Origin of the sequence: Methanosarcina mazei S-6 (assembly GCF_000970205.1) — an archaeon.
Classification (GTDB): Archaea; Halobacteriota; Methanosarcinia; order Methanosarcinales; family Methanosarcinaceae; genus Methanosarcina; species Methanosarcina mazei.
The window spans coordinates 2536471-2559873 of the sequence record NZ_CP009512.1 but is presented as its reverse complement, the minus strand read 5'-3'; the positions used below and the strand labels follow the sequence as shown (position 1 = coordinate 2559873).

Sequence of the window (23403 nt, the reverse complement as noted above, 5' to 3'; positions counted from 1 at the left end):
AGATAATGGTAAATGAAATGAAAAATGAAGTGAAAAATGAAATGAAGAGCGAAATCACAGGCGAGTCCAAAATAGTGACAAATACAACCGAGCCCGAGATTGAAGTAAAAACAGCCACTGAAGAAACTGGGGACATAATTATTGAAGGAACGGATATAGTCCGCACTTTCAAAATGGGAGAGGTGCAGGTCAGAGCTCTTAGAGGCGTAAGTGTAAAAATCCGGCGCGGAGAATTTGTTGCGATTATGGGCCCAAGCGGTTCCGGGAAAACAACTCTTTTAAATCAGCTTGGTCTTCTTGATACCCCTAATTCCGGGAAAGTCATTATAGATGAAATAGACACTTCTCGCATGTCTGATAAAGAAAAAGGCAAATTCCGCCTTCACAATCTGGGTTACGTTTTTCAGGACTATGCTCTCCTTCCGGAACTTGATGCTTCGGAAAATGTTTATATCTCCCTTATGATGCAGGGTAAAACAAAAGAAGAGTATGAAGCTGCTGCCGCTGAAATACTTAAAGCAGTCGGGCTCGGCGACCGCCTGCACCAGCTTCCCTCCAAAATGAGCGGCGGTCAGCAGCAGAGGGTTTCAATCGCCCGCGCCCTTGCCCATAACCCAAGAGTCCTTTTTGCAGACGAGCCCTGTGCCAATCTGGATTCTCAAACATCAAAGGAAGTTCTGGATCTTTTCAAGAAGTTTAACAAAGAGAAGGGTCAGACAATAGTTATGGTCACACATGAAGAATGGCACGCTGCATATGCTGATAGGGTGATAAGGTTAAGGGATGGAGTTAATATTGAGTGAAAATTTTTGTTTTTATGTCTTTTTATAGTTCCTTCTTCTTTTTTTGGAGGTCTGCAGGACAAGTCCGCAGGAATATTTATTGAGCCTTTAATTCAGGTTTTTTCTTTCTTTGCTTCTTTTGACCGGGCACAGCCTGTTTAACTGGTAAACCGTACATACAAATTTCTAATTTTCTGGACCATCAGGAGTAAAGTTAATCTTTGGGGCGCCAAATTCAGATATTATTTAGTAAATAAGTAATATAATTGACAGTGTGAAAAATGTGCTTCTATACAATTATATAGCTTTTTGATTATACAGGATATGGCAGGAGAGTAAAAGGGGTAATTGCTGGGGAATTTACCTGCTTATTTATCTGTGAATTGACCGGATAGTTTTTACCATATTGTTACAAATTCATCAGAACTAAAAATAAATATTAGAAAAGTTTTATTAGTAACACCTGCAATATAATTACTAAAAATTACAAATGTGGTTCGAGATTATATGCTTGTAGTGCCTCTTCTGGATAAATTTAAAAGCTACTTGACCTGGTCTTACCGTACGCTCGGGTTTTTTCAAACAGCCGGAAAATTTGTGTTCTTATTCCTGCTGATGATTTTATTCAATATCTACGAACTCGCTTACTATATACCGGGCATGGAAAAACTGAGCACGTCTCAGACCTGCCTGGGCATTTACTGGTTTAATCTCGGTTTGATGGCTTCAGGGGCGCTCCTGCTTACTCTTCTTATCAGTCTGGTTTACAGGTTATTTGGCAAAGGAAACAGGTTTAACCTGATAAATCTGCTTGAAACCAGTTTTCCCGATCTCAGGACAAGACTGAGTACGGCATACGATAACAGCCAGAATATCAACATAGTTACAAAGAAACTGCTTGAGGATGTACACGTCCAGCTTTCAGGCATCAGGATAAGAAGTATAGTCCCGAAAAAGCAGATTTTCAGGTCGTGTCTGGTGTTTCTTCTGGTTTCGGGACTTGCCACTTTCTGTATCTATGAAGGTTTCAGCTTCAATATCTCTCCTGGCAAATTGATCGATGATTTCTGGGATAATCTTCACAATATGAACGCCAGAGCGGCTTATGAAGATGATGAAAAAGTCGTCCCGGATTCCAGGTATAAAATAGAGGCTGTCATCATAAAGAATGGTGAACAGGTTGAAATGAAAATCAACCCCACCCTGGGGCTTGGGTTCACAAGCCAGATCGACGCGGATACGGAACAAAAATTCAACGCTAGTTCAGACAGTTTTAATGAAAATTTCAGGTACAGCCAGACTTATTCCGAAAACCTGCCCGAAGAGTACGAGCCCCTGATTAAACAGTATTTTGAGGAGCTTTCATCCAGATAAACTCCTTCAAAGCATCAGGTGTACTCAGATTTTCAGCAAATTCATGATTTTAGTAGAAATAGTGGAGTGGCAAAATGCAACAATTACAGGAAATCCAGCTTGAAGATTCTGAACTTAATTTAAAACCCGCTTATGAAAAAGCCCCCCAGATTTTTGAAGTTATTTTCAGAGAGATAGGCAATTCAATTGTCGGTCAGAAAGAAATGATCCGGCAGATCCTGATAGCAATGCTGTGTGAAGGGCACGTCCTTGTAGAAAGCAATCCCGGGCTTGGCAAAACCCTCACAATCTCCACTATTTCCCAGATCATGAGCATGAGGTTCAGCAGGATCCAGTGTACTCCTGACCTTATGCCCGCAGACATCACAGGAACGGATATTATAGAAGAAGATGAAAGAGGGTCAAAACACTTTAAATTCAAGCAGGGCCCTGTTTTTGCAAACATCGTGCTTGCGGATGAAATAAACCGTGCCTCTCCCAAAACACAGTCTGCACTTCTCGAAGCCATGCAGGAAAAACAGGTCACTGTGGCAAATACCACGTACACACTTGACAAACCTTTCTTTATTCTTGCTACCCAGAACCCCATAGAAATGGAAGGGACTTATGCCCTGCCCGAAGCCCAGCTTGACAGGTTTCTTATGAAGATACGCCTGGATTATCCTGATCCCGATGAAGAGTTCGAGATTGTGAACCGTTATGCAGAAGCTTTCAGGCCATCTGTAAGAAAATGCATAGAAAAACAGACCTTTATCGAACTTCAGCAGATAACCCGCAGGATTCCTATTTCCAATAAACTCAAAAAATATGCAATTGACATCGTGAACCAGACACGAAAGATGCCTGACATGATAGAAGCAGGCGCATCCCCTCGCGCTTCAATTGCTCTGATCCTCTGTGCAAAAGCAAACGCGTTTATCGACGGCAGAGGGTATGTTGATAAAGGAGACATTGACGCCATGGCGCTTCCTGTCCTCCGTCACAGGGTGATTCTATCTTTTGATGCTGCAAGAAACAACATCACGAGTGATAAAATTATACAGAAAATCCTGGAGGACAGAAAAACAATTATCTGATTCAGCCAGCGGAAAATATGGCTGGAGGCAGTGATCAGACATGGCTGGCGCAAAACATATAATTGACACCTCATTCCTGACCCAACTTGATAGATATGCAATCCCGCTCAGCAGGAGGGTTACAGCAGTCCATACTGGCAGCCACCAGTCAACAAGAACGGGAGCGGGACTTGACATTATTGACCACAGGAAGTACAACCAGGGTGATTCTTTAAAAAGAATAGACTGGAACCTTTACGCCCGCACGGAAAAGCTCTATATACGCAGGTTTGAAGAGGACAAAAACCTTAACATGGTCATACTGCTTGACGCAAGCAGCAGCATGCTTTTTCCGGATAACACTCCAAACAAGTTTGAGTATGCAGCAACAGTAGCTGCGGGAGTTTCTTACATTGTAATGAAACACAACGATGTGTATACCATTGCAACATTTGCAGATGATGTTGACTACACAAAATCGCATAAAGGAAGGGACGACTTCCTGCGGACAATAGATAACCTGACCCAGATTCCGGTCAGCGGAACCACAAAGCTCGCAGATTGTGCCGACTCGATATACCCGAGAATAAAATCGAAATCAATGGTTCTTATTATGTCGGATTTTCTGGACAACCTTGATTCCGTCCAGAAGGCGGTTAACAGGCTGTCCAGGCACGAGCTTGTAATTGTGCACATTTATGATGAGAACGAGATAAACCTTCCTGAATCCGTGGACGGGACAGTAAAGTTTATTGACAGCGAAACAGGCGAAGAAATCAGTTTTACAGTGGGAGCTGGATTTAAAAAAGAATATGCCTCCGAATATTCAAAGCATATGGCTGAACTGGAGAAAATTGCATACGATTTTAAAATCCCTTACTTCCGGGTCAGCATAAAAAACGAGCCTTTTGATACTGTTCTAAAAATCATAGGTGAAGGGTGATCCTGCTCATGGACTTTGAATTTTCTCAGGGTCTTGCTGCGCTTGCAGGGATAATTCCCCTTACGATCATATACCTGCTCAGGCCCCGCCCGAAAAACATCATTCTGCCTTCCCTTATGTTTGTCAGGCGGATAAGCCAGAACCTGCTCGATTCCAGGCGCACTCTCAGTAAAAGAATAACTGACCCCTTATTTTACCTGCAGCTGCTTGCTCTTATTTTTCTGTCCATGGCAATAGCCGGTCCGCTTATAGAGGATGTTAAAGCAGATGCTCAAAAGGTAATAATCATAATGGATTCGTCTGCGAGCATGTCGGCTCCTGACCGCATTAATGAGGCGAAGTCAATAGCAATAGAGCGCCTGGGCCAGGAAAATACGATTACTGCTGCGGAAAGCATTCCCGTATTGCTTGCAAAATCTCTGAGCGCGAAAGATGCTGAAACAGTAATTGATGGAATGGAGGCAAAACATACTCCTTCAGATATTCCGAGGGCCATTCTGACAGCTATAAATGAAAAAGAGAACGAGTATGGGAAAATTGTGGTTATATCCGATTTTGAGACCTGGGAAGGAAGGGCTCCTGAGACATATATAAGAATCGCAAACACGAAAAACATGGAGCTTGAGTTCAGGCAGGTGGGCAATAAAACTGCCAATTATGCAATTGTAGACGGTTATTTGAAAGACAGCAATGACGGGACATATGAATACACATGCACTATCAGAAACTTTAATGATGAAAGTGTAAAACTTGATGTCCTGATGGAGAGCGGCTCTGATTCCGGTTCCGGTACAAAAGTCAGCAACTCCGTACAGCTTGCAGAGTACGGGTCGCAGCAGATAAAGTTCTCAAAAATCCCTCAGGGAATATCAACTGTCAAAATCCTGAATGAAGATGCAATACCCTGCGATAACATTGCCTGTATTTCAATTCCTGAGGTCAAGCCCAAAAAAATCCTGGTGTTGACGGACAGCGATCAGGCTATCAGCAGATCCCCCCTGATAACGGCAATTTCTCTGCTTCCTGATATTGATGTTGATGTGCGGAAGGATCTCCCGGAGAAACTTGCAGACTACGATACCATAGTTGTTAACTCCAGATACAAACCTCTACCTTCCCATACTGTCAAAGAAATCGTAACCTCCGCAAAAAATGGGAAAGACCTGATTGTTATAGGAAACGAATGCCTGTACAATTCTTCAGCAATGCACGGGCTTTATTCCGTTCTTCCTGTGGATATCAAATCAGTGGATAAAGAAGGCAGCCACACAATAGAGACTGTGGGAAGTGGGAAAAATATTTTTGATGACATTTCGTTCAGCGAGGTTTATCTTCGAAAACTCCTTGTTACTATCCCGAAAAAGGATGCTGCAGTCCTGGTAGAGGCTGGGGAAGCAGGGCCTCTTGTTTGCATGCATAATATAAACGAAGGGACAGTAATCTACATCGGGTTCAGCGATACGATAGAAACCGATGCATGGAACAATTTCGCCACCACCCCAACCTACCCTGTGTTCTGGGTGAAACTCCTCAGGTACATGTGGGGAATTGAGGATATAAGCGAAACAAATGTTAACACGGGAAAGTATCAGGCATTTGACCAGACTATCAAAATCAAAACACCCAGTGATACTATAAGCAGTGATTTCGTCTATTTTGACGAATGCGGATTGTACGGGCTAAACCAGAAAACCATTGTGGTAAATCTGTACGATTCCGCTGAGTCAAATACCTTTACAGAAAAAAGGCTGAACCTGACAGGTGAGAACGGAGCGATCCAGAAAGAGGACCTTCACACGGTTTCCCCTGACAGGTCCAGGAAATACCTTATTTATCTCTTACTGCTGCTCCTCATAGTTGAAAGTGCGGTTATGTTAAGGAGAGGGATCATATGACCTTTGATCTTCCCTATGGTTTTAATTTTTTACACCTGAATGAACTGACGCTACTTATCCCTCTTGCCTTTCTTGTGTTTCTGGGGTTATGGAGAAAAATCAACAGAAGACATCTGTTTGTCCATTCCCTTGTGATCTTTCTCCTTATCCTGGCTCTTGCTGCACCTTATTCTGTGGAGATCAGTTCCCCAGAGACCAGCCAGTCCAGAATAACCATAATCTCTGACGAGAGTGTCAGTATGGACCTGCTGGAAAAAGGTGTGTCCGGAGAGCTTGCTGATGACCTCAATACCAGAGTCCCTGTTATGGTTACAACGATTTCAGGGATACATACATCCCTTGGAGATGCTATCGTCCAGCAGGCTTCGCCTGACAACTACGTGCTTGTGGTTTCTGACGGGCAGAGCAATTCAGGGATGCCGGTTGAAGAAGCTCTCTCTTATTGTTATAAGAATAATTTCCCTGTTTCCGCTCTTATCCCCAAGACCGTTAAAGAAGACCTGAGTGTGGAGATTGAAGGCGAAAACGAGGCTGTAATAGATAATAAGGCATTTTTTAAGGTCAATATCCGGAAATCAGTTGAAGACAAAATGAGTTACCGGGTTAGGGTTACAGTCGACCACCAGAAAGTGATGGAGAGGGAAATTACCCAGACCGAAAGAATTGAAAGCATGGAGTTCAACCACACGTTTGAAACGCTTGGGCCCCACACGGTAAAGGCAACCCTTCACCCGGCAAGCATCAGTGTTAAAAACCTGGACTATTTCGAGAACAATAACCAGTACATGAAAAGCATATACGTAACTCCCAAACCAGAAGTCCTTCTTGTTACAGATGAGCCTGACTCTCCTCTTGCAGGCATGATGAAGGAGATCTATGACGTAAGGGTTTCAGGGTCATTTGGTTCCCTGAACCGTACGGATGCCGTAATAATTGACAACCAGGCTGCATCGACAATTTCTGATGTGGAAACCAGAACCCTCCGAGATTATATCATTAACGGAGGCGGCATGGTGGTTGTAGGAGGAAGTTCTTCTTTTGATCTCCCCGCAGACGATACATACCAGGGCACCAGATTTGAGGAGCTCCTCCCTGTTAGTTCAGAGCCTTCCAGCTGGAGAGGGGGCAGAAACGTTGTCCTGATGCTTGATGTTTCCCCCAGCACTCTGCAGAGCAATGGCGCTGGCAGGAAGATTCTTGATGATATTCTGTCGAATGCAATTGTCCTTCTCGAGAGCGATCTACTGAAAGATGCAAGAGTCGATGTGATTACTTTCGGTAGCACGGGACAGGACATTACAGATGGATTTATAGACATGTCAAAAGAGTCAAACAAGCTCTGGCTCGATGCTGAAATCCGAAAAATAACGCCGTCAACAGGAGATTCCACATCTCTTGAAAGAGGTCTCATGACCGCACGCACGCTACTTAATGGACAGAACAAAAGCACAGAAGCCGAAATTATAATAGTGTCTGACGGCGGAATAGGCAACAGGGCTGAAAGGGATTTAAGGTTTGAGCGGGCAATCCAGTGTGCGGAAAACCTTCACGAAGGCAGCGGCATTAACATCCATTTTGTCCACATACATACTCCGAGTGTCGATGACCTTAAGGTTACTCCCAAAGGTCAGTATTATGCCGAACTTTTCATGAACAAGATCGGCCTGTCAGAAAATTATAACAGGATAGAGCCCGGTGAGAGGATTAAAGTAAGCTTCTCTGAAGATCCCGAAGAATCAGAAAACCGTGAAGACGAATATTCCAGCGGGTCAATTGTTGTTTATGACCCGAAGCACTTCATCACCCGGAACATTTCTGATGTGCAGCACGATATTCTCGGGTATAATGAGGTTACTCCCAGGCCCGAAGCAAACCGCCTGGTTATAACAAGGCTGGGTAAACCGATAATTACGGTCTGGAGGCTCGGGCTTGGCAGGGTTGCTGCGATTACAACAGATAACGGAAAAGGACATGGTGTCCCCTGGGCAGCTTCCATGTACTCGGGAAACGACAGCCTGATAATTACCCGGACCCTGAACTGGGCAGTTGCGGATATAGAGATGTCCGAAGGCGTCCAGCTTGATGTTCCTGACCTTAAAATGGGTCAGCCTGGCAGAATCCTTATTACAACAGGAAAAAAAGGGACGCCTGAGCTTTATTTTGACAAAAAGCCTATGGAAATAACATCCATAGGAAACAATATGTATGAATCATATGTTACAGCCGATACTTTCGGGCTTCATAAAATATCGGAGACTCCTGTAGAAGTAAACCTGACAGAGGAGTTAATGTCTGAAAACACCGGTGTTAAGAACGTATCCTGGAGACCTGCAGCTGTAAACTGCCCGGATGAATATATGTATACTGGAGAAAATGTCCTTTTCAGGACGGCAATACTCGAAAACGGCGGAAAAGTCTATACTAAAGGGGATGTTAACTCAAAGATAATAGAAGATGCTTTAACCAGTACAAAGAAAAAAATCCTGACAAGAGTTTTTTATACAAAATATTTCCTTGTACTGGCTTTTCTGATATACCTGTTTTATACCCTGCACCACACGTATAATACACGCATGAAATAACTCTGAAAATTGATCCAGCTTCTCAAGAAATTGATCCCGAAGTTTGAATAAAGATGTTTGTTATAAATGTAACTTTTTAGTTTAATGGTATATTATTATACTAATCAACTAAAATTAGAGAGATAAGCTAAGATGTAGAGTGTCTGTATAATATTATGTATTAAAAATATTATATATGATGGATGTATAGTATAAATTGCGTTCTCATCTCTGAACACCCCACTAGCAAACACCTACTCCACAAAGAGATGAACTAAAACTCTAACCCACAAATACCTCAAACCTCTTCCCAAACTAAAAATCTCTTACTATGTTCGGAACTTCCAGATATTCCGGATGGGAACGCAACCTTTTTTTTAAAATTTTAATCAATCAGGTCTCTGATCTTTTTCAGTAAAATTTAATCATTGTAAAATTTAATCATTGTAAAATTTAATCATTAAGCCTGTTCGGCATATTCGACTAAATAAAACCGGTTATGATGGGTATTCTGCTCACCGGGACAAAGTCTTCAGCCCGGTGCCAGTTCACAAACAAACATGCAGGTATTAAAAAGCAGTGTTGAATATAATGGACAAAGACATCCTGTTTATAGAAAGAGAAACAGGGTAAAAAATAAATCTGAATCCAGTATGAAGCGTTTCTTTGTTGAATTTGAGTCGGGTGTCAAAAAATCTGTGAGGGCAAACACCCAACTCACAAACGGTCAGGCTTTCGGAAGCCGAACTCTGGCTGCTGTTCTCAAAAAACAGGTGTTCATTTTCCAGATAGGCTATTTTAAATTGTTCTCCTGATCCTTCTGTATCGTTATCCCCTGTATAATTTCCGAGGCTTAACAGGAGAGGGTCTCCTGAAAGATAGGGTCCTGCAGGATATGTCAGTACACCTTCTTTTATTACAGTCCCCTGCGGTGCGGCACTGACCGAGTTTGCTGTTATCAGTATACCAATAGTCAGTATCAAAATGATAGTATCTTTTTTTATGCCTCTTCCTCCTCAGGTTTCAGAACGTTTCAGAACAATACTGAGTAAAACTTATTTTCGTCGTGATATCTTATAGAAGAAATGCATCAGGTAGTATATATTGTTTTTTAAAAATACAAATAAATATATTTCTACTGATTACTTCTTGTGAAAGGAAACCGAGCACGATTTATCTGATAATATAAGGTTATATTAGTGATAAAATGTTATATGTATGAACTAATGAATATGCAGGTAAAATGATATTATTTGTTGAAAATATTATATACAGTAAGTGTGTAGTATAGTTTGTTGTGTTCTCATCTAAACACCTACTTAAAATCTATTCCAAAAGACCTATTTCAACATCCACTCCGAAAAACTACCCACAAGTAAAGAGATAATACAAACTCACAGCCTATGAGTCAAGTACCTCAAACCTCTTCCCAAAAACAAAGCATCTCTTATAAAAATTCGGAACTTCCAGAATCTAGATGGGAACGCAACCTTTTTTGCAAATAAACATTTATTTCAGGTTTTATTAGCTCCTGCAGTTTTCTTACAGGCATTTCACAACAGCCCCGCTGCAATAAAAACTGTTTCCGGGGGTTAAAAAATAAACTGCATGATCCTGGCCAGCAATCATGCAGGATGCCTCACAATTCATACTGCTTTCTTTCTATCATGCCAGGGGTTAATTTCCGGAGAGAAAATATGGTCTTTAGAGGCTTCAAGTGGTATTCCTCCCGATCTTTCAACCGCTGTCTCAATTGTTTTTTCTTCTGCTCTTTTAACGGGTTCAACTGAACCTGTAATCGAACTCTCCTCCCGGACAGGAGAAGCCCCGATAATTTTCTTTGTCCTGAATACTGCAAGCAGGAACCCGTATGTAAGAGGGCCTATGATAATGCCCACAGGACCGAGGACAAAGACAGGTGCTGCAAAGGCTAGGAGAGTAATTGCCGGGTGGATTGCAGCCCGGCTTCTGGCAAGCTTTGGTCTTATGACAAAATCCGGGATGATGTTCAGGAAAACGATTCCCAGGAACACAAGAGCTCCTGCTGTAAAATAGTTCTGGATGAGGACATAGTAAAGGGCAAGAAGACCGTAAACCGTTCCCGCTCCGACAACAGGCAGGAGAGCCATTATAAATGTTACGATGCCCCAGATAAGAGGGTAAGGTACTCCAAGCACCCAGTAAAGAATTCCTCCGATTACACCGGTTGCAAGACAGGTGAGAAAGTAAACTACAAAGAGGTTCTGGTAAATATGGTTCAGTTCCCTGAGGAACACAACCCCCACTTTTCTGTCAGGAAAGAGACCGGGAAGTTCGGCTGCTATAGTTTCACTCTCCACAAGAAGGTAATAGGTAAGGACAACAATAACGATCAGCTCTATAATCAGGATTGAAAGGTCGGTTGATATCTGTACTATGTTATTCTGGATTTGAGGGACATAATCCATGACAAGAGTATTCAGATATCCACCTATGCTCTCGGTCAGTTTCCCGGGATGAGTCTTGATAATTGGCTCAAATAAACCGACTATCCTCCTGAGGTCCATATTTGCAAACCCGTTAAGGGTATTGGGGATTTCTAAAATCCTTGAAGTCTCATTCATAAGGGCTTTTATCATCATAAAGCCTGAGGAAGCTATCAGAATAAAGACCGTCCCAAGAGGGATCAGAGCGCAGATCTGCCTGTTCTTTACGAATTTTAAGCAAAATGAGTAAACTGGATGAATTACGTAAGCAAAAAGAGCGCTCAGAATAATAACATAAAAAAAAGAAGATGTTATATATAAGGCAAATAATGAAACCATTATAAGTACAACTGCATATATAGCTTTAACAGGATCATAATTTTTCATATATCTAAAATACTGAAGAAGTAGATAAATAACTTACTGCCAATATAAAAGAACTTATTTCTACATATTATTTCTACAACTAATAAATTTATTTTACATGTTATTTCCACACCTGGTAAACTTATTTCTACATATTATTTCTACGCCTGGTAAACGGAAGAACTTAGGAAAAGGGAGAGAGCAGGGAAATCTGGTGAAATTGGGATAAATAAGAAAATTAGGATAAATAAGAAAATTAGGATAAATAAGAAAATTGGGATAAATGAGAAAATTGGGATAAATGAGAAAATTAGGATAAATGAGAAAATTAGGATAAATGAGAAAATTAGGAAAAATTGGATGAATTGGAATAAATGGGAAAATTGGGAAAATTAGGAAAAATTCAGCAAAAAGAGATGAACTGGAGAAAAGAGAAATTCGGGAAAAAATATTTTAAGGAAATATTTCATTATTCGGGTGCAGCTTCTTTTTTCTCCCTTTTAAATATTGCTGTTACCGTTCCTTCATCATCAATGTCATCTTTTATCAGGACAAGTTCCCAGCCTTCATTTCCGATTCTTTCAAGATCGCTCATCTGCTGCGGCATATGAACACCGTGAATTCTGCGAGAATCATACTCCCATAGACGTATCATTCAATACCCCCTGCGATAAATAGAAACTTTGTAACTAAATATTGTTATATAACTATAAATAACCTGGACAAAAGGAAAAAACCAACCGGGTTTTTCCTGAAAATAACGTTAAATCCTGGCTATTTTTCGGGCAGGGGACTTTATCTTCCTTTTAGCGGATTTCAGGAATCGGAAAGTTCCGGAACTGAGGACCTTAAAAGCACACCATTTTCATATTTTATCCTGCGTATTCTTTCACGTGTCATGAAATCGAACACAAGTTCAATATCTTCAGGGTATCTGGAACTGGGATACAAAGGAGCAAGGGGTTCTGAGTTTTGCCCTGAAACATAGAACATATTTTCGCCGAAATAAGCAATGTATTCCAGCTGATATTTTTCGAATACGAGGCGAATGAACTTTTTTGATAAAGGGGGTTTTGAAAATTCAAAATCCTCTTCAGTTAACTCAATGCCTGCTCCATACATAACAGAAGGATTGGCAGGATAGGATATAAATTGAAGGCAAGGTGCAGAAGCCAGAGCCTGTTTATATACCTGCCCTTCAGACCCTGGCTCCCGGGATAAGGCTTATTAACCTGCTAACTTTTCTGCAACGCTCAAGAAGGTCCTGTTCCTGCCTGATATCTTCAAGTTTTTCAAAAATATTCCTGTTCTCAGGGACATAGGGTACCTGTGCTTCAAGCACATTAAGAAAAGATTCAAGCTGCCTGCTCAGCTCATTCTTATCTCTCTCAGAGTCCTGGAAATTCCACGTTCTAACCCTTTGACTTATGCTACAGGTGATTTTTTCCGCAGGCGTGCCTTTTGACTTAAGGCAGGCAGTCTTTGCTCTATATCTGATCCCAGAAAGAGTCTCTTTCAGTTTCTGTTCCTGGACTACCTTTCCGAATTTTTGACGCTCTTTTTTCACGACTTTTTTCGATAAAATTGCATCTTCTTCCACAGCATCGAATATCGACGAAGCCCTATCAAAAGCCCCTGTGCTGTTTTCAAGAAATTCTTTCCTGGCAGAAAGGTCTCCAGGAGCCAGGTCTCCCGCTGTCCGAAGGAGCCCTGCAAATTCTTCCAGAACCCCTTGAAGTTTTCGGTTTTCTGCCAGATAGCCTGTCTCACCTGTCACAGCTGAGAGATACCGTTCACTTTCGAGTGCAGAAGACCTTTCAGCGAAAAAGATCTGCAAAAGAGATTCATAAAAGGGGTGGTAAAATTCGGGAATTGCAGTGCCTACAGAGGCTTCAGACGCCTCTTTAAAGTATTTAACTGCCTCTTTAAGCCCGAAAAGATAAGCAGCTTCGTTTTCCGCTTTCATTGCTCTCCAGAGGGAAGCCCTGCCGAGAGAACGGAGTGCATACCTCCGGACATAGACATAAGGGTTATCAACAAGAACCTGCAGGTCTCTCCATGCCATTGTTTTGTCAGGCACATAAAAAAAAGCAGGACCAAGAGCCCGGGTGGCTTCACGCTGCACAAAACTGTCATTGTGAGACGAAAGCATGATAAGGTCACTCCAGACTTTTCCTTTATCCGGAACCCCGGGATATCCCGATGAAAGGGCAAGTACCGCCCCTTTCCTGACCTCCCTGTCTTCATCCGATGTAAGCTTTACAAGGTCGTTCCATGCCCTCTGTTTATTACCCGAATGGGCAAATGCAGCAGGAAGCAGCTCTGCAGCCCTCCTTCTGAGCTGGGTGTCCCGGCTTTCAACAAGCCTGATAATGTCAAAAAATACTCCTGACTTTTCTTCAACCGCTGGAAAGACATGAGATAACAGCTCTGCAGCATCCTTTCTTACGCCTGTATCCTCATCTTCAGATATCCTGAGGAGTTCGTTCCAGATATCCTGTGCTTTGCCTGCTTCCCTCGAATAACGAACAAGCAGTGTTTCAATCGCACCTCTCCTTATCTGGGGATCAGGGTCCGAACTGAGCCTGAGCAGCTCCTCGATAATTTCCTTTTTCTCCGGAATCCCTGAATAAGTTTCTGAAAAAGGTCCTGCTGAATCTTTTCTTGCGTACTTTTCTCTCTCCCCTTTAAGTCTCAGAAAATCATAGGCAGATTTCTTGCTTTCTTTTCCTTTAAGCTGCCCATTTTCGGCCTTATCTTCATCCCTCATTTCTCTTCCCTCTGCTATTTCTCTATTCTTCCCCATATCATGCTGACCCGGAGCAGATCCCCGAAAAGTAGCCGTGTCCCTCCTCAGAAAGGCAGCTTTTTCGGATGCTGGCCCGGAAAAACCTGAAAATTTATCTTCTTTCTTCCCATTCTGTCTTCCACTCTCATTTATTTCCCCAATTTCCGCTCTCATTTCATCTGTTCCGTATTCACCATAAAATTGGGGGTGGATAGAAGAAAGGTTCCTTGCGACCTCCCTGAGCATATAATTATCTTCCTTTTCAGCCAGGTCTATAATGTCCGAGTATGCCTGGCTCTTGTCGGAAACATAAGGGAATATCCTGTTCAGGGCACGGGCAGCTGTTGTCCGGATATTTTCTTCCTCGCTTCCGGTAAGCTCTATCAGTTCTTTCCAGGCAGCGTCTTTATTTTCAAGGCACTGGTACACACTGGAAAGGGCATCCACAGCCCTATCCCTTACATACTCATCCTGTGCTTCTGTAAGCTTAATGAAGTCAGACCAGACCCTGCTTTTATCTGACATCTCAGTAGAAATAGAAACAAGAGCATCCATAGCCTGCTTTCGCACAGTTTCTCTTTCATCACCTGTGAACCTGAAAATTGTGTCCCATGCCTTATTCTTATCCGGGACGGAAGAAAAGACCGAAGGCAGAAAGGGCAGAATTTTCATCCGGGCAACATGATCTGCTGACCCCCCTGCCAGCTCGAGCATCTCTTCCCAGCCTTCGTCTTTCTTTTCATCAGGCAAAAATGGGAAAACCTCCCGGATAGCCTTTGAAGCCTGTTCACTTACCTGTGAGTCCCCTTTTTCTCCTGCCAGCCCAAGCAGGTCTTTCCATGCTTTAGTTTTTTTCCCTTCAGGCAGCCCCGGAAAAACAGTGCTTAATAAAGAAGCAGCCTTTTTTCGGGCATAAGGGTCTTCTGATGCTGTCATTTCCAGCAAATCCTTCCACGCATGTTCTCTGTCAGGATATTCAGAAATAGCATTTTGAAGAGAGCTGACGATCCCCCTGCTGACGTCTTCGATGCTTGATTTTGAATTTATCAGCTCAATAAGGTCTTTCCATGCCCTGTCTTTATCCGGCACCAGGGGAAAAACAGTTATCAGGGCGCTAACTGCCGCTGCAAAGACCTGTTCAACGGGATAAGCTGTAAGGTTTACAAACCTCTCCCAGGTAAGTTCTTTTTCCGGCACATTTGGAAAAACAGTTGTAAGAGAATTAATGGCCTCTACCCTTACCTCGCTGTCCCTGTCGGAACAGAGCCTTAAAAGGTCTTCAAATGCCTGTTTTCTGTCCGGAAAAACCTCAAAAAGGGCTCCCAGTTGCTTTGCAGCTTTTATCCTATCATCAGATTCCTGACTGAAAGTCTTATCGTGTATACCGGGCTGGTTACTCAAAAATTCCCACCAACTGCTGCTTCAGTTGCTTCCTCTTATGATATATTCCAGTTTGTCAGGTTTATCTCTTATAGGTATTGATTTTGAATTTTAGCTGAAACAAAACGAGTTTCATGTGTCGTTCTTATACTCGGGGTATTCGACTTTTCCCATGAAAAGGATGCAGTTTGTCCTTCTGTCTTCTATGAAAAACATGAACGGATGGTCGGCTTTGAATTCCCTTTGTTTGGAATCCCATGAGAAATCCATACCTACTGTCATCCCAACCCCTGTTGCTGCGGCAGCTTCTGTTCCTTCTTCCTTCACATCTATAAATGTTTGATGAATTACTTCGGATACTTTTAATGGGCTATTACTTATGCCTGAAAAATTTGCCTGCCTGAAGGCGTCGACAACGCCCATTTCGACAAAGGAGTCCGAAAGTTCTGTTTTAGTCTCAAACTTAAATTTCGGAATTAAAATATCCACGTTTACTGTGGAATCCATTTCATTTTTAAGTTCTGTATAATCGTTAATTGTGAATTCTGTTTCAAATTCTTTGATGTTATTGTCTTTCGGAAGCACAATGTACATAGATAAGTCATTGCCTTTATAAGGCAATTCTATGATTTTTGCCTTTGAGTTTTCGCCATAATTAAAATTGTTATACATATACATCATATCAACAGAGGCTTCTTCCCCATTTGCCGGATAAAAAGCTCTCTTTTCCGTAAGCTGCTTATCAAATGTGTATGCCCATTTTCCGTTAAAGTAAATTGCATTTGTAATAATTATTCGGGTGTCAGGCGTAATCATACTTTTTGGAACCAGATCCTTGATTTTATCGCTGGTTCTGGTTTCTACCCATTCATTAATGGTATTTCTGGAATCATCCGGTTTTCTCACGAAATCAAGGTTAGCTACTTCTCCGTCATAGTATTTTTTCACATTGAAAAGATATTCTTCTTTTACAGGGTAGCCCTCCTGTATCCAGAGCGCATTTGCAGTTTGGAGTTCATAATCGCCGCTTCCGGAATTGATCCTGTCGTTTATTCTCTCCAGACGTACTTTCAAAACGGTTTTGTTGGTAGGGAAATAAAATACGTTTGATATTTGCTCCTTCGTGGTGTTCTCCGCCCCTTCGTAACAGATTGCCATGGCAGCAGAAATGCTGTACGGGGAAAATAAGATGTTTTCATAGTCTCCAGTTACCTGTTGCGTCAGCTGTGAATACATATCAAAAGCAAAAGCATTGTTTGCAGAAGCTATGTCATAGCCCCTGACTGAATCCGCATTTATTGTATTTTCTTTAAGAGTAGCTGTATTTTTCTCAAATACCGCCGAATTTTCCACACAGCCGGAGAATAGAAGAGCTAACATACACGCAAGAAGAATTATTTTTATTCTGGACATATCTCTTAATATTTTAAAAAAGTTACTTAAACATATTTATATATTATCCGGGATATACCTGTTTTCTTAAATAAAGAAGGGTTTTAATCTAAAAAGTAAACATGAATTTTTCACAATTTTGATTGTTTTCTGGGGATCTGTATCTTTTAACATCTGACAGATGCAGCTGCTGTGGGAAGCTTGCTTTTGTGTTGATTGGTGTAATCTCACGGATATGTGATAGATTATACTGAGCTTTCTAAAGCTTAAAACGAAGTATTTATTTGTTATTCTGTTTATTCCACTACAGGCATACATTTACTGATATCTTTATTCCGGAGCTAACCAAAAAGAGAAGGACATAATATCCTGTAAATGAAGGAAGAAACTATGCGGCAACAAAAAATAACTCTTGAGCAACTTGCAGAAGAAGTAGCAGATTTTATTGAGCCTGTAATTCCCTGCCTGGTTATCGGATCTAAAAGGGCGGATGAAGAAGCCGGCAAAAAAGCAGGACCTGAGGTATGGGCGGCCAGGAAAAAATTATGGGAAAAAATATTTTCTAAAAACCATCCTGAATTAAAAGAAGCCGCAGAAGATATGGTTGTTGCATCTTCCAACCCTGAGGTAAAACAGGCTCTGACGCGGGAGATTCTTAAAGTCCTTGAGCAGAACCCGGATCTGGCTCTGGAAATTTCGCATTTTACGGAAGGCGAAGAAATCAAGAAAATGATCGAAGAGTATTCTACCGGGCTTAAAATACAGAACTTAAACAATAGAAAGAAAGTGTTTGAAGAATTTAATAAGATGCTCGAAGAATTTATGTCAAAAAAAATTATTGCTCAGGCACTGGAGATGGCAGAAGAAGAAACGGATCCCTCTATGTCTGGAGTCATACCCGAAGTCGGAATTAATGTCAAAAAGCTGAAAAGCCCGTACACACACATTCAGCTGACTCAGGAAATCCAGACTGAAGGAACCCCAAGTTCCATAAGAATGGCAAAAATTGCAGAAATGCATATAAAAGGCCAGAGCGAAATCCAGAGGTTTCAGTCTCAGTTATCGGTTCTCTCTGAGCTGGAGGGGCCCGAAAAAGAGGAATTTATGGAAAAAATCCTTGGTTTTGCCTCCGGAATTGAATACGGGGATTTAAGGTCTCAGGCTCTTTCCATGCTTATTCCTTATCTGGAAGAACCCAGGCGGGCAGAACTTATAGAAAAGGCCCTCTGTTCCGCATCAAGAATTCAGGACGAAGAAGAAAGGGCACTTGTACTCCGTTCTCTTGCCCCGCATCTGAGAGGGCCAGGGAAAGAAAGGCTTATTGAAGATATCCTTGCCTTTGCTTTATATATTCAATACAGTGACTCAAAATTCCAGATCCTTTCCTCAATTATCCCTCACCTGTTCGGCTCAAAAAATGAAAAGATAATGGAAAAAGCCCTTGAACTGTCATACAGTATTCAGTCTGAGTATTTGAGGGGACAATCCCTCTCTCTGCTTATCCCTTATCTGAACGGGCAAAGAAAAGGAGAAATTATAGACGAAGCTCTTCAGTTAGCCTTTAACCTTAAAGATAAAGATATGAGACCCGAAGCTCTCTCTTTCATTATTCCGTATCTGGACGGAGTAAGAAAGGAAGAAGTCCTGAAAAAAGCCCTTGAGCTGGCAAAGGGGATTAAATCCGAATACAGAAGGGAACAGGCTCTTTCCTCGCTAAGTTTCCTGTCCTGATGGGCCGGAAAAAATAAGTGGAAAAATAAGGAAAAAATAAGAAATAACGAAAAACCCTGGCCCAAAACTGTCTTAAATGTATTAAAAAATTGTCAATAATCAGCTGGTAGAATTTTCAGTGGTAGACTTAGAATCAAATTCCAGTTTAGGCCAGTCTTAAATTCCAGTTTAAGCCAGTCTTCAAGATTTGTGATATCCTGCCTTTATTACAACGGGAGCGCAGAGGGTCACGAATACCCCTTCCTTTAGGTAGGGGATGAAGTGAACCCTCGCCTCTTCGTTTTTCTCTTTAAATCTCTAAATCATAGCTTCCTTGTATAATAATCGTAAATCGGACCGGAAACCGAGGCAAATTTCAATCACTTATGTTCATGAAACCTTGTTAGAGGATGCTTAATTATCTGTCCCCGAGTAACCGGGCGGGCGGCCCGAAGCATACCCCATCCTTTAGGGTGGGGTGGCCGCCCGCAGTTTGATTTTTCAAACTCTTTCCTTATTTTCCCTACTTTTTCCTGAGCTTCTCCTTTTCTTTTTTCAGCCTCACCTTTTGCTTCCATCTCAATGTCCCCGGTCATTTCTCCTGCGCTTTCCTTGATTTCTCCCTTAGCCTTACTAAACTTGCCTTCCATTTCTTCTTTTGTGCCTTCCTTCATGATACTCCCTCTTTTCTCTTTATTATTCTAAACTTCTTTTTTATTCTAAACTTCTTTTTAGTTAAGGAGAATAACCACAGCTATGTTTCTTATTGAAGCATATGAACCGGAAATTCAGAGATTGCTGGCTTTAACAGGATCTTCTCTGCCCTTATATCCCCCTGCCGTGATATTCCCCTGTAATTATATATATTGCATATTATAAGAGTTGATCCCAGTACTCGAAATTTATTTCTTTTGAGTTCCAGTAGAATCCTATTATCTGGTAAAATTGTGAAATTAAGCCGAAGAATCTCAGCCTCTGTCCCAACAAGTTGACCTGAAAAAACCTTTGAAAGAATGGACTGCCTTAATTTTTCTGTTTTTTCCTTGTCGCTTACATCTAAAATGTCATCTCGCAAATTTATCGTTTTTACACGACAAAATCAGCAAATTTCATCGATTATCGATTATACTAGACAAGTATATCATTACATCAGACTTCTTTAATGAGGAGGTCGTTGATGGGAAAAGGATAAGGTATGTGCCATTGTGGTACTGGCTGCTTGAGGAGAATGGCGATCGTTGAGGAAAATAGGCTTTTGGTGATTGTGTAACTGGCAAACTGGGAAAATAGCAGAGTTTTTTGATTTCTTCTTGAGTGTAGTTTTCTCACCGACCATGAGAACATAGGAGTGGATGTTTTTTCCCGAAAAAATAGAGAAGATCTGTTAGTCATTCAATATGATGAATGATTATTCAATACAATGAATAACATGGGCATTAATCCCTGCTGAACATACTAAGACTTAACGCTAAAGTAAAGATTTATAGTTCGAGTAGAATTCTATTTAATAAATAAAGTAATTTTTAATTCGTCTTCTCAATAGCTGTGAAAATAGCTAATGAATAAATCATAGAATATCGTTAAATGGAAATATTTTGAACATAAACATACTTGATAGATGGTAATTTAATGAAAAATCTGAATCACAGACAAAGAGCTCTTCTTTACACCATAGACAAACTCCATGAAAGGGGCTTGTCTTCCAGATTCATGATAGTGAAGAGCCTTTTTTTGTCATCTCATGTAGAAAAAATAGACAAATTAATTAAATTTTATCATTTTTTCCCCCATCACTACGGTCCTTTTTCCAACGTTTGTTATTCTGATATTTCCAGGTTACAAAAAGAAGGATATATTCTCGAAAAGGAAAAAAAGTTTGAATTAACCGAAAAAGGGAAAGAAGCTTTAAAAGGGATTGACCCGAAGGCAACTTTAAAAATAAATAGAGTTGTGAAGAAGTTTAATTCTGACAAAGAAATTATGGAATACGTATACAGAAAGTTTCCTGATTATACAATAAAAAGCAAACTACTACCTTGTCAGGATGTGAATATGCGTGATCCGGGCCTTTTTACTGTTGGATATGAAGGAAGAGATGTTGACCTTTTCCTTAATATCTTAATTAAGAACGACATAGATGTTCTTATTGACGTGAGGAAAAACCCTTTCAGCATGAAATTTGATTTCACAAAAAATAGCCTTAAAAATTATCTCGAACACTCAGAGATTCGATATCTCCACATCCCCGAGCTTGGTATAGAAGGGGAAAAAAGAAAAGACCTTCTCACACTCAAAGATTACGAAAAACTCTTTGAGGACTACCAAAAAACGACAATAAAAGACAATCCCGAGCTTTTAGATAAAATTACGGAATTAAGCCGAAGCCACCGTGTTGCTCTAATGTGTTTCGAAGCTGATGTAAACATGTGCCATCGTGGAGTTATTGCAAGAAATATAACTCAGAAAGAAAATGTGGAAGTATTAAACATTTGAAACACATAAAGGCCATGCAAAAATTTTGTTCTATTTTTTGGAAACGTTCCTGTAGATGCCATCTCAGCAATATTCATAACCCATTTACTTGTGGACGACTTTATTAAATCTATTGAATAACTTTGTAAAAGAAGTCTTCGACTTTAAACACCTTTCGTCAGATTAGTAAGCGAAGTCGTGATGGATGAAATCTTCTAATATTATTGTTTTTGTTTCTTCATCAACAGAGTAAAGTAGCACGAAATGAGAATCAATATGTACACGCTTAAGATTGTTTAATGGATATCTTAGGTTTTTATACCTCTGTGGGTCAATCTGGATTTCTTCTGCTTTTTTAAAAATAGCATTAAATTGTAAAATATTCTTTTTCCTTAATTTTATTAGTTTTTTTGAAAGTTTTTCACTGATTATTATTTCATACACAATTCATCCTCTTCCTCATCAGGCAAACTTTCTATGTATGCTTTTAAATCATCAACAGTTTTAAAGGGCCCTATATGTTTTCCTGCAATTATATTTTGCATTTCCTCTATAAATTCAGGTTTTAATTCGGGTTCTAGCATATCTATTTCGCATTGAGCAACTATAAAATCAATAGCTGCGCTTTCATCCTTCAGGTTAAATTTAGTTTTTACAATACCCAGAATCTGGTTTGTATCATCGCTTATATCAACTTGAACCATGTAAATCACATATAGATTGGATGTTTGACATAAATATATTGTCGGCAATCGCAAATCAACTTTATCTACAATGAAATTCTTTCAATATCTTGGAAAACGGGTAAGATTAGTTAGAGAGTCTTTAAATGTTTCTAAATTTATATTCGTTGCCTCATTATTTAGGAAATGAATGTAAGTTACCCACTCAAAACTATAAAGAACCAAGTTTCTTCTTCTCTTTCTTTTTGTGTAAGGCCGCCAGACAAGCTGGCTGGGTTTCCGATATTATATAGATTTAAAAGCCCTTTCGAGGGTAAGAGTATTTTCTCTGACCCGTATGTCAATGGCGGTTAAGAATCTTCCAATTTCGGCGGTTTAAAACCTTCCAATTCACAATCCTTGAGAAAAGTTCGAGGATTGTAGATAATGCTGAAAATGGAGGAATGGCTATTGATACGAGATTTGTATTCACAAGGCTTTAGCATCAGTAAAATCTCCAGACAAACAGGTTATGCCAGGGCAACTGTGAGGAAATATCTTAACAAGAAAACCGTCCCAGAACCCCAGAAACGTCCCGGAAGAAAAAGCAAGCTTGATCCTTACAAACCTTACATTCTTGAGAAACTCAATGAAGGTCCCTATACTGCTTCTCGCCTCTATCGAGAAATCAAAGAAATGGGTTTTGATGGAGGAAAAACCATCGTCAAAGACTTCGTAAGAGAAGTAAGACCCAAGCAGGGAGTCCCCGCCATACTTCGCTACGAAACAAAACCTGGAGTTCAGGCTCAGGTTGACTGGGGAGAGTTAGGAACAGTTGAGGTTGATGGAAAGGTAAAGAAACTCTTTTGCTTCAACATGATTCTTGGATATTCCAGAATGAGATATGTTGAATTTACACTGAGTATAGACACTCCAACTCTTATCCAGTGTCATCTGAATGCTTTTGAGTACTTTGGAGGATTTACACAGGAGATTCTATACGATAATATGGTGCGACGAGAAGTTATGCTATGGATTGCGGAACAACCCGCCATTCTATCCATTCAGAATGTCCCTATTCTGATGTGCATTTCTGGCAACGGATCTGTGCAAAGCTCAGAGGACAATGAGGTGTAAAACTGAACCTGACAGTTCCAAACCGCTAGGGAAAAGGATATATGGAGAACCGAAAGGTGAAGATCTGTTTGAGAGATCGTAACGTATAACATGCGAAAGCAGGTTAATACGCATGAGCCAAAATGGCATAGGAGCCTGGTTATGACATTCCATGTTGTGTCATGACGAATGGACATATGGCTTCCGGTCTATAGGATCCTCCTAAGTATCCAACAACTATCTATGACATAGAACTCGGTAAACCATTTGTGGTCCTTAATAAGGTAGGAATTCCGCAAGGAAAACCGACGCCACAGGTGGCAGAGGAATTGGCAAAAAGCAAACGGTTTCCTGTAATGGGGAATATAGAGGAAAAAAATGCCTCAATGCGAAAGCATGCCCACTTGCCATTAGTCACGAAAGCAACAGGGATTGTTTAATT

At 40.8% G+C, this 23403-nt stretch carries 17 protein-coding genes and 2 pseudogenes; 10 read left to right on the top strand and 9 right to left on the bottom strand.

All coding sequences use genetic code 11. The features are described from left to right. The first annotated feature begins 5 nt into the window (after nucleotides 1-5). From MSMAS_RS10915 to MSMAS_RS10890, 6 genes are all read left to right on the top strand, one after another. A complete protein-coding gene (locus tag MSMAS_RS10915; RefSeq protein ID WP_011034576.1) occupies nucleotides 6-803 on the top strand; it encodes an ABC transporter ATP-binding protein in 798 nt (265 codons plus the stop codon). Between the two features lie 471 nt (nucleotides 804-1274). Continuing rightward, the gene (locus tag MSMAS_RS10910) at nucleotides 1275-2156 is read left to right on the top strand and encodes a DUF7502 family protein (protein ID WP_137726611.1); all 882 of its coding nucleotides are present in this window, start codon (nucleotides 1275-1277) and stop codon (nucleotides 2154-2156) included. 74 nt (nucleotides 2157-2230) lie between these two features. Then, the gene (locus MSMAS_RS10905) at nucleotides 2231-3232 is read left to right on the top strand and encodes an AAA family ATPase (RefSeq protein WP_011034578.1); all 1002 of its coding nucleotides are present in this window, start codon (nucleotides 2231-2233) and stop codon (nucleotides 3230-3232) included. A gap of 40 nt (nucleotides 3233-3272) precedes the next feature. Continuing rightward, nucleotides 3273-4154, top strand: coding sequence for a DUF58 domain-containing protein (locus tag MSMAS_RS10900; RefSeq protein WP_011034579.1), 882 nt, complete (start codon nucleotides 3273-3275; stop codon nucleotides 4152-4154). A gap of 8 nt (nucleotides 4155-4162) precedes the next feature. Continuing rightward, nucleotides 4163-6049 carry a vWA domain-containing protein gene (locus MSMAS_RS10895; protein WP_011034580.1) on the top strand — a complete coding sequence of 629 codons (1887 nt, stop codon included), beginning with the start codon at nucleotides 4163-4165 and terminating at the stop codon, nucleotides 6047-6049. Next, nucleotides 6046-8631: a vWA domain-containing protein gene (locus MSMAS_RS10890; RefSeq protein ID WP_011034581.1), complete on the top strand. Its 2586-nt coding sequence runs from the start codon at nucleotides 6046-6048 to the stop codon at nucleotides 8629-8631. Before MSMAS_RS10895 ends, MSMAS_RS10890 begins: the two co-directional genes overlap by 4 nt. 548 nt (nucleotides 8632-9179) lie before the next feature. Here the strand turns inward: MSMAS_RS10890 and MSMAS_RS10885 are convergent. The 6 genes from MSMAS_RS10885 to MSMAS_RS10860 all read right to left on the bottom strand — a co-directional run bounded on the left by MSMAS_RS10885 (nucleotide 9180) and on the right by MSMAS_RS10860 (nucleotide 17022). Next, nucleotides 9180-9593, bottom strand: coding sequence for a hypothetical protein (locus MSMAS_RS10885; protein ID WP_048037844.1), 414 nt, complete (start codon nucleotides 9591-9593; stop codon nucleotides 9180-9182). A gap of 663 nt (nucleotides 9594-10256) precedes the next feature. Beyond that, nucleotides 10257-11462 carry an AI-2E family transporter gene (locus MSMAS_RS10880; RefSeq protein WP_011034582.1) on the bottom strand — a complete coding sequence of 402 codons (1206 nt, stop codon included), beginning with the start codon at nucleotides 11460-11462 and terminating at the stop codon, nucleotides 10257-10259. Nucleotides 11463-11910: 448 nt separating this feature from the next. Beyond that, the gene (locus tag MSMAS_RS10875; protein ID WP_011034583.1) at nucleotides 11911-12096 is read right to left on the bottom strand and encodes a hypothetical protein; all 186 of its coding nucleotides are present in this window, start codon (nucleotides 12094-12096) and stop codon (nucleotides 11911-11913) included. Nucleotides 12097-12257: 161 nt separating this feature from the next. After that, nucleotides 12258-12563: a hypothetical protein gene (locus MSMAS_RS10870; protein WP_011034584.1), complete on the bottom strand. Its 306-nt coding sequence runs from the start codon at nucleotides 12561-12563 to the stop codon at nucleotides 12258-12260. Nucleotides 12564-12639: 76 nt separating this feature from the next. Then, nucleotides 12640-15630, bottom strand: a complete 2991-nt coding sequence (locus MSMAS_RS10865; protein ID WP_011034585.1) for a HEAT repeat domain-containing protein — start codon at nucleotides 15628-15630, stop codon at nucleotides 12640-12642. A 111-nt stretch (nucleotides 15631-15741) separates the two neighbouring features. Next, nucleotides 15742-17022, bottom strand: coding sequence for a serpin family protein (locus MSMAS_RS10860; protein ID WP_011034586.1), 1281 nt, complete (start codon nucleotides 17020-17022; stop codon nucleotides 15742-15744). A gap of 369 nt (nucleotides 17023-17391) precedes the next feature. Here MSMAS_RS10860 and MSMAS_RS10855 point away from each other — a divergent pair, with 369 nt between their 5' ends. After that, nucleotides 17392-18732: a hypothetical protein gene (locus tag MSMAS_RS10855; RefSeq protein ID WP_048046983.1), complete on the top strand. Its 1341-nt coding sequence runs from the start codon at nucleotides 17392-17394 to the stop codon at nucleotides 18730-18732. A 476-nt stretch (nucleotides 18733-19208) separates the two neighbouring features. Here the strand turns inward: MSMAS_RS10855 and MSMAS_RS18335 are convergent. Further along, nucleotides 19209-19385: pseudogene (locus tag MSMAS_RS18335) on the bottom strand (CsbD family protein); the annotation flags it as partial. A gap of 955 nt (nucleotides 19386-20340) precedes the next feature. On the opposite strand from MSMAS_RS18335, the gene MSMAS_RS10840 reads away from it, so the two are divergent. Next, entirely contained in the window at nucleotides 20341-21204 is an 864-nt protein-coding gene (locus MSMAS_RS10840; RefSeq protein WP_011034590.1) for a DUF488 domain-containing protein, read from the top strand. Nucleotides 21205-21366: 162 nt separating this feature from the next. Here MSMAS_RS10840 and MSMAS_RS10835 read toward each other — a convergent pair whose 3' ends face one another. Together MSMAS_RS10835 and MSMAS_RS10830 are read right to left on the bottom strand one after the other, a co-directional pair. Continuing rightward, on the bottom strand, nucleotides 21367-21627 hold the full coding sequence (locus MSMAS_RS10835) for a type II toxin-antitoxin system RelE family toxin (RefSeq protein WP_011034591.1): 261 nt from the start codon (nucleotides 21625-21627) through the stop codon (nucleotides 21367-21369). After that, on the bottom strand, nucleotides 21615-21887 hold the full coding sequence (locus tag MSMAS_RS10830; protein WP_048038458.1) for a DUF2683 family protein: 273 nt from the start codon (nucleotides 21885-21887) through the stop codon (nucleotides 21615-21617). Before MSMAS_RS10830 ends, MSMAS_RS10835 begins: the two co-directional genes overlap by 13 nt. Before the next feature lie 405 nt (nucleotides 21888-22292). On the opposite strand from MSMAS_RS10830, the pseudogene istA reads away from it, so the two are divergent. Then, nucleotides 22293-22856 (top strand): annotated as a pseudogene (gene istA / locus MSMAS_RS10825) (IS21 family transposase); the annotation flags it as partial. A gap of 374 nt (nucleotides 22857-23230) precedes the next feature. Beyond that, nucleotides 23231-23401 carry a hypothetical protein gene (locus MSMAS_RS19255; RefSeq protein ID WP_196296926.1) on the top strand — a complete coding sequence of 57 codons (171 nt, stop codon included), beginning with the start codon at nucleotides 23231-23233 and terminating at the stop codon, nucleotides 23399-23401. Nucleotides 23402-23403: the final 2 nt, after the last annotated feature.

Coding starts and splice junctions, on each gene's coding strand:
- MSMAS_RS10915 (WP_011034576.1), top strand. CDS start 6: ATGGTAAATGAAATGAAAAATGAAGTGAAAAATGAAATGAAGAGCGAA.
- MSMAS_RS10905 (WP_011034578.1), top strand. CDS start 2,231: ATGCAACAATTACAGGAAATCCAGCTTGAAGATTCTGAACTTAATTTA.
- MSMAS_RS10900 (WP_011034579.1), top strand. CDS start 3,273: ATGGCTGGCGCAAAACATATAATTGACACCTCATTCCTGACCCAACTT.
- MSMAS_RS10895 (WP_011034580.1), top strand. CDS start 4,163: ATGGACTTTGAATTTTCTCAGGGTCTTGCTGCGCTTGCAGGGATAATT.
- MSMAS_RS10890 (WP_011034581.1), top strand. CDS start 6,046: ATGACCTTTGATCTTCCCTATGGTTTTAATTTTTTACACCTGAATGAA.
- MSMAS_RS10880 (WP_011034582.1), bottom strand. CDS start 11,462: ATGAAAAATTATGATCCTGTTAAAGCTATATATGCAGTTGTACTTATA.
- MSMAS_RS10875 (WP_011034583.1), bottom strand. CDS start 12,096: ATGATACGTCTATGGGAGTATGATTCTCGCAGAATTCACGGTGTTCAT.
- MSMAS_RS10870 (WP_011034584.1), bottom strand. CDS start 12,563: ATGTATGGAGCAGGCATTGAGTTAACTGAAGAGGATTTTGAATTTTCA.
- MSMAS_RS10860 (WP_011034586.1), bottom strand. CDS start 17,022: ATGTCCAGAATAAAAATAATTCTTCTTGCGTGTATGTTAGCTCTTCTA.
- MSMAS_RS10855 (WP_048046983.1), top strand. CDS start 17,392: ATGCGGCAACAAAAAATAACTCTTGAGCAACTTGCAGAAGAAGTAGCA.
- MSMAS_RS10840 (WP_011034590.1), top strand. CDS start 20,341: ATGAAAAATCTGAATCACAGACAAAGAGCTCTTCTTTACACCATAGAC.
- MSMAS_RS10830 (WP_048038458.1), bottom strand. CDS start 21,887: ATGGTTCAAGTTGATATAAGCGATGATACAAACCAGATTCTGGGTATT.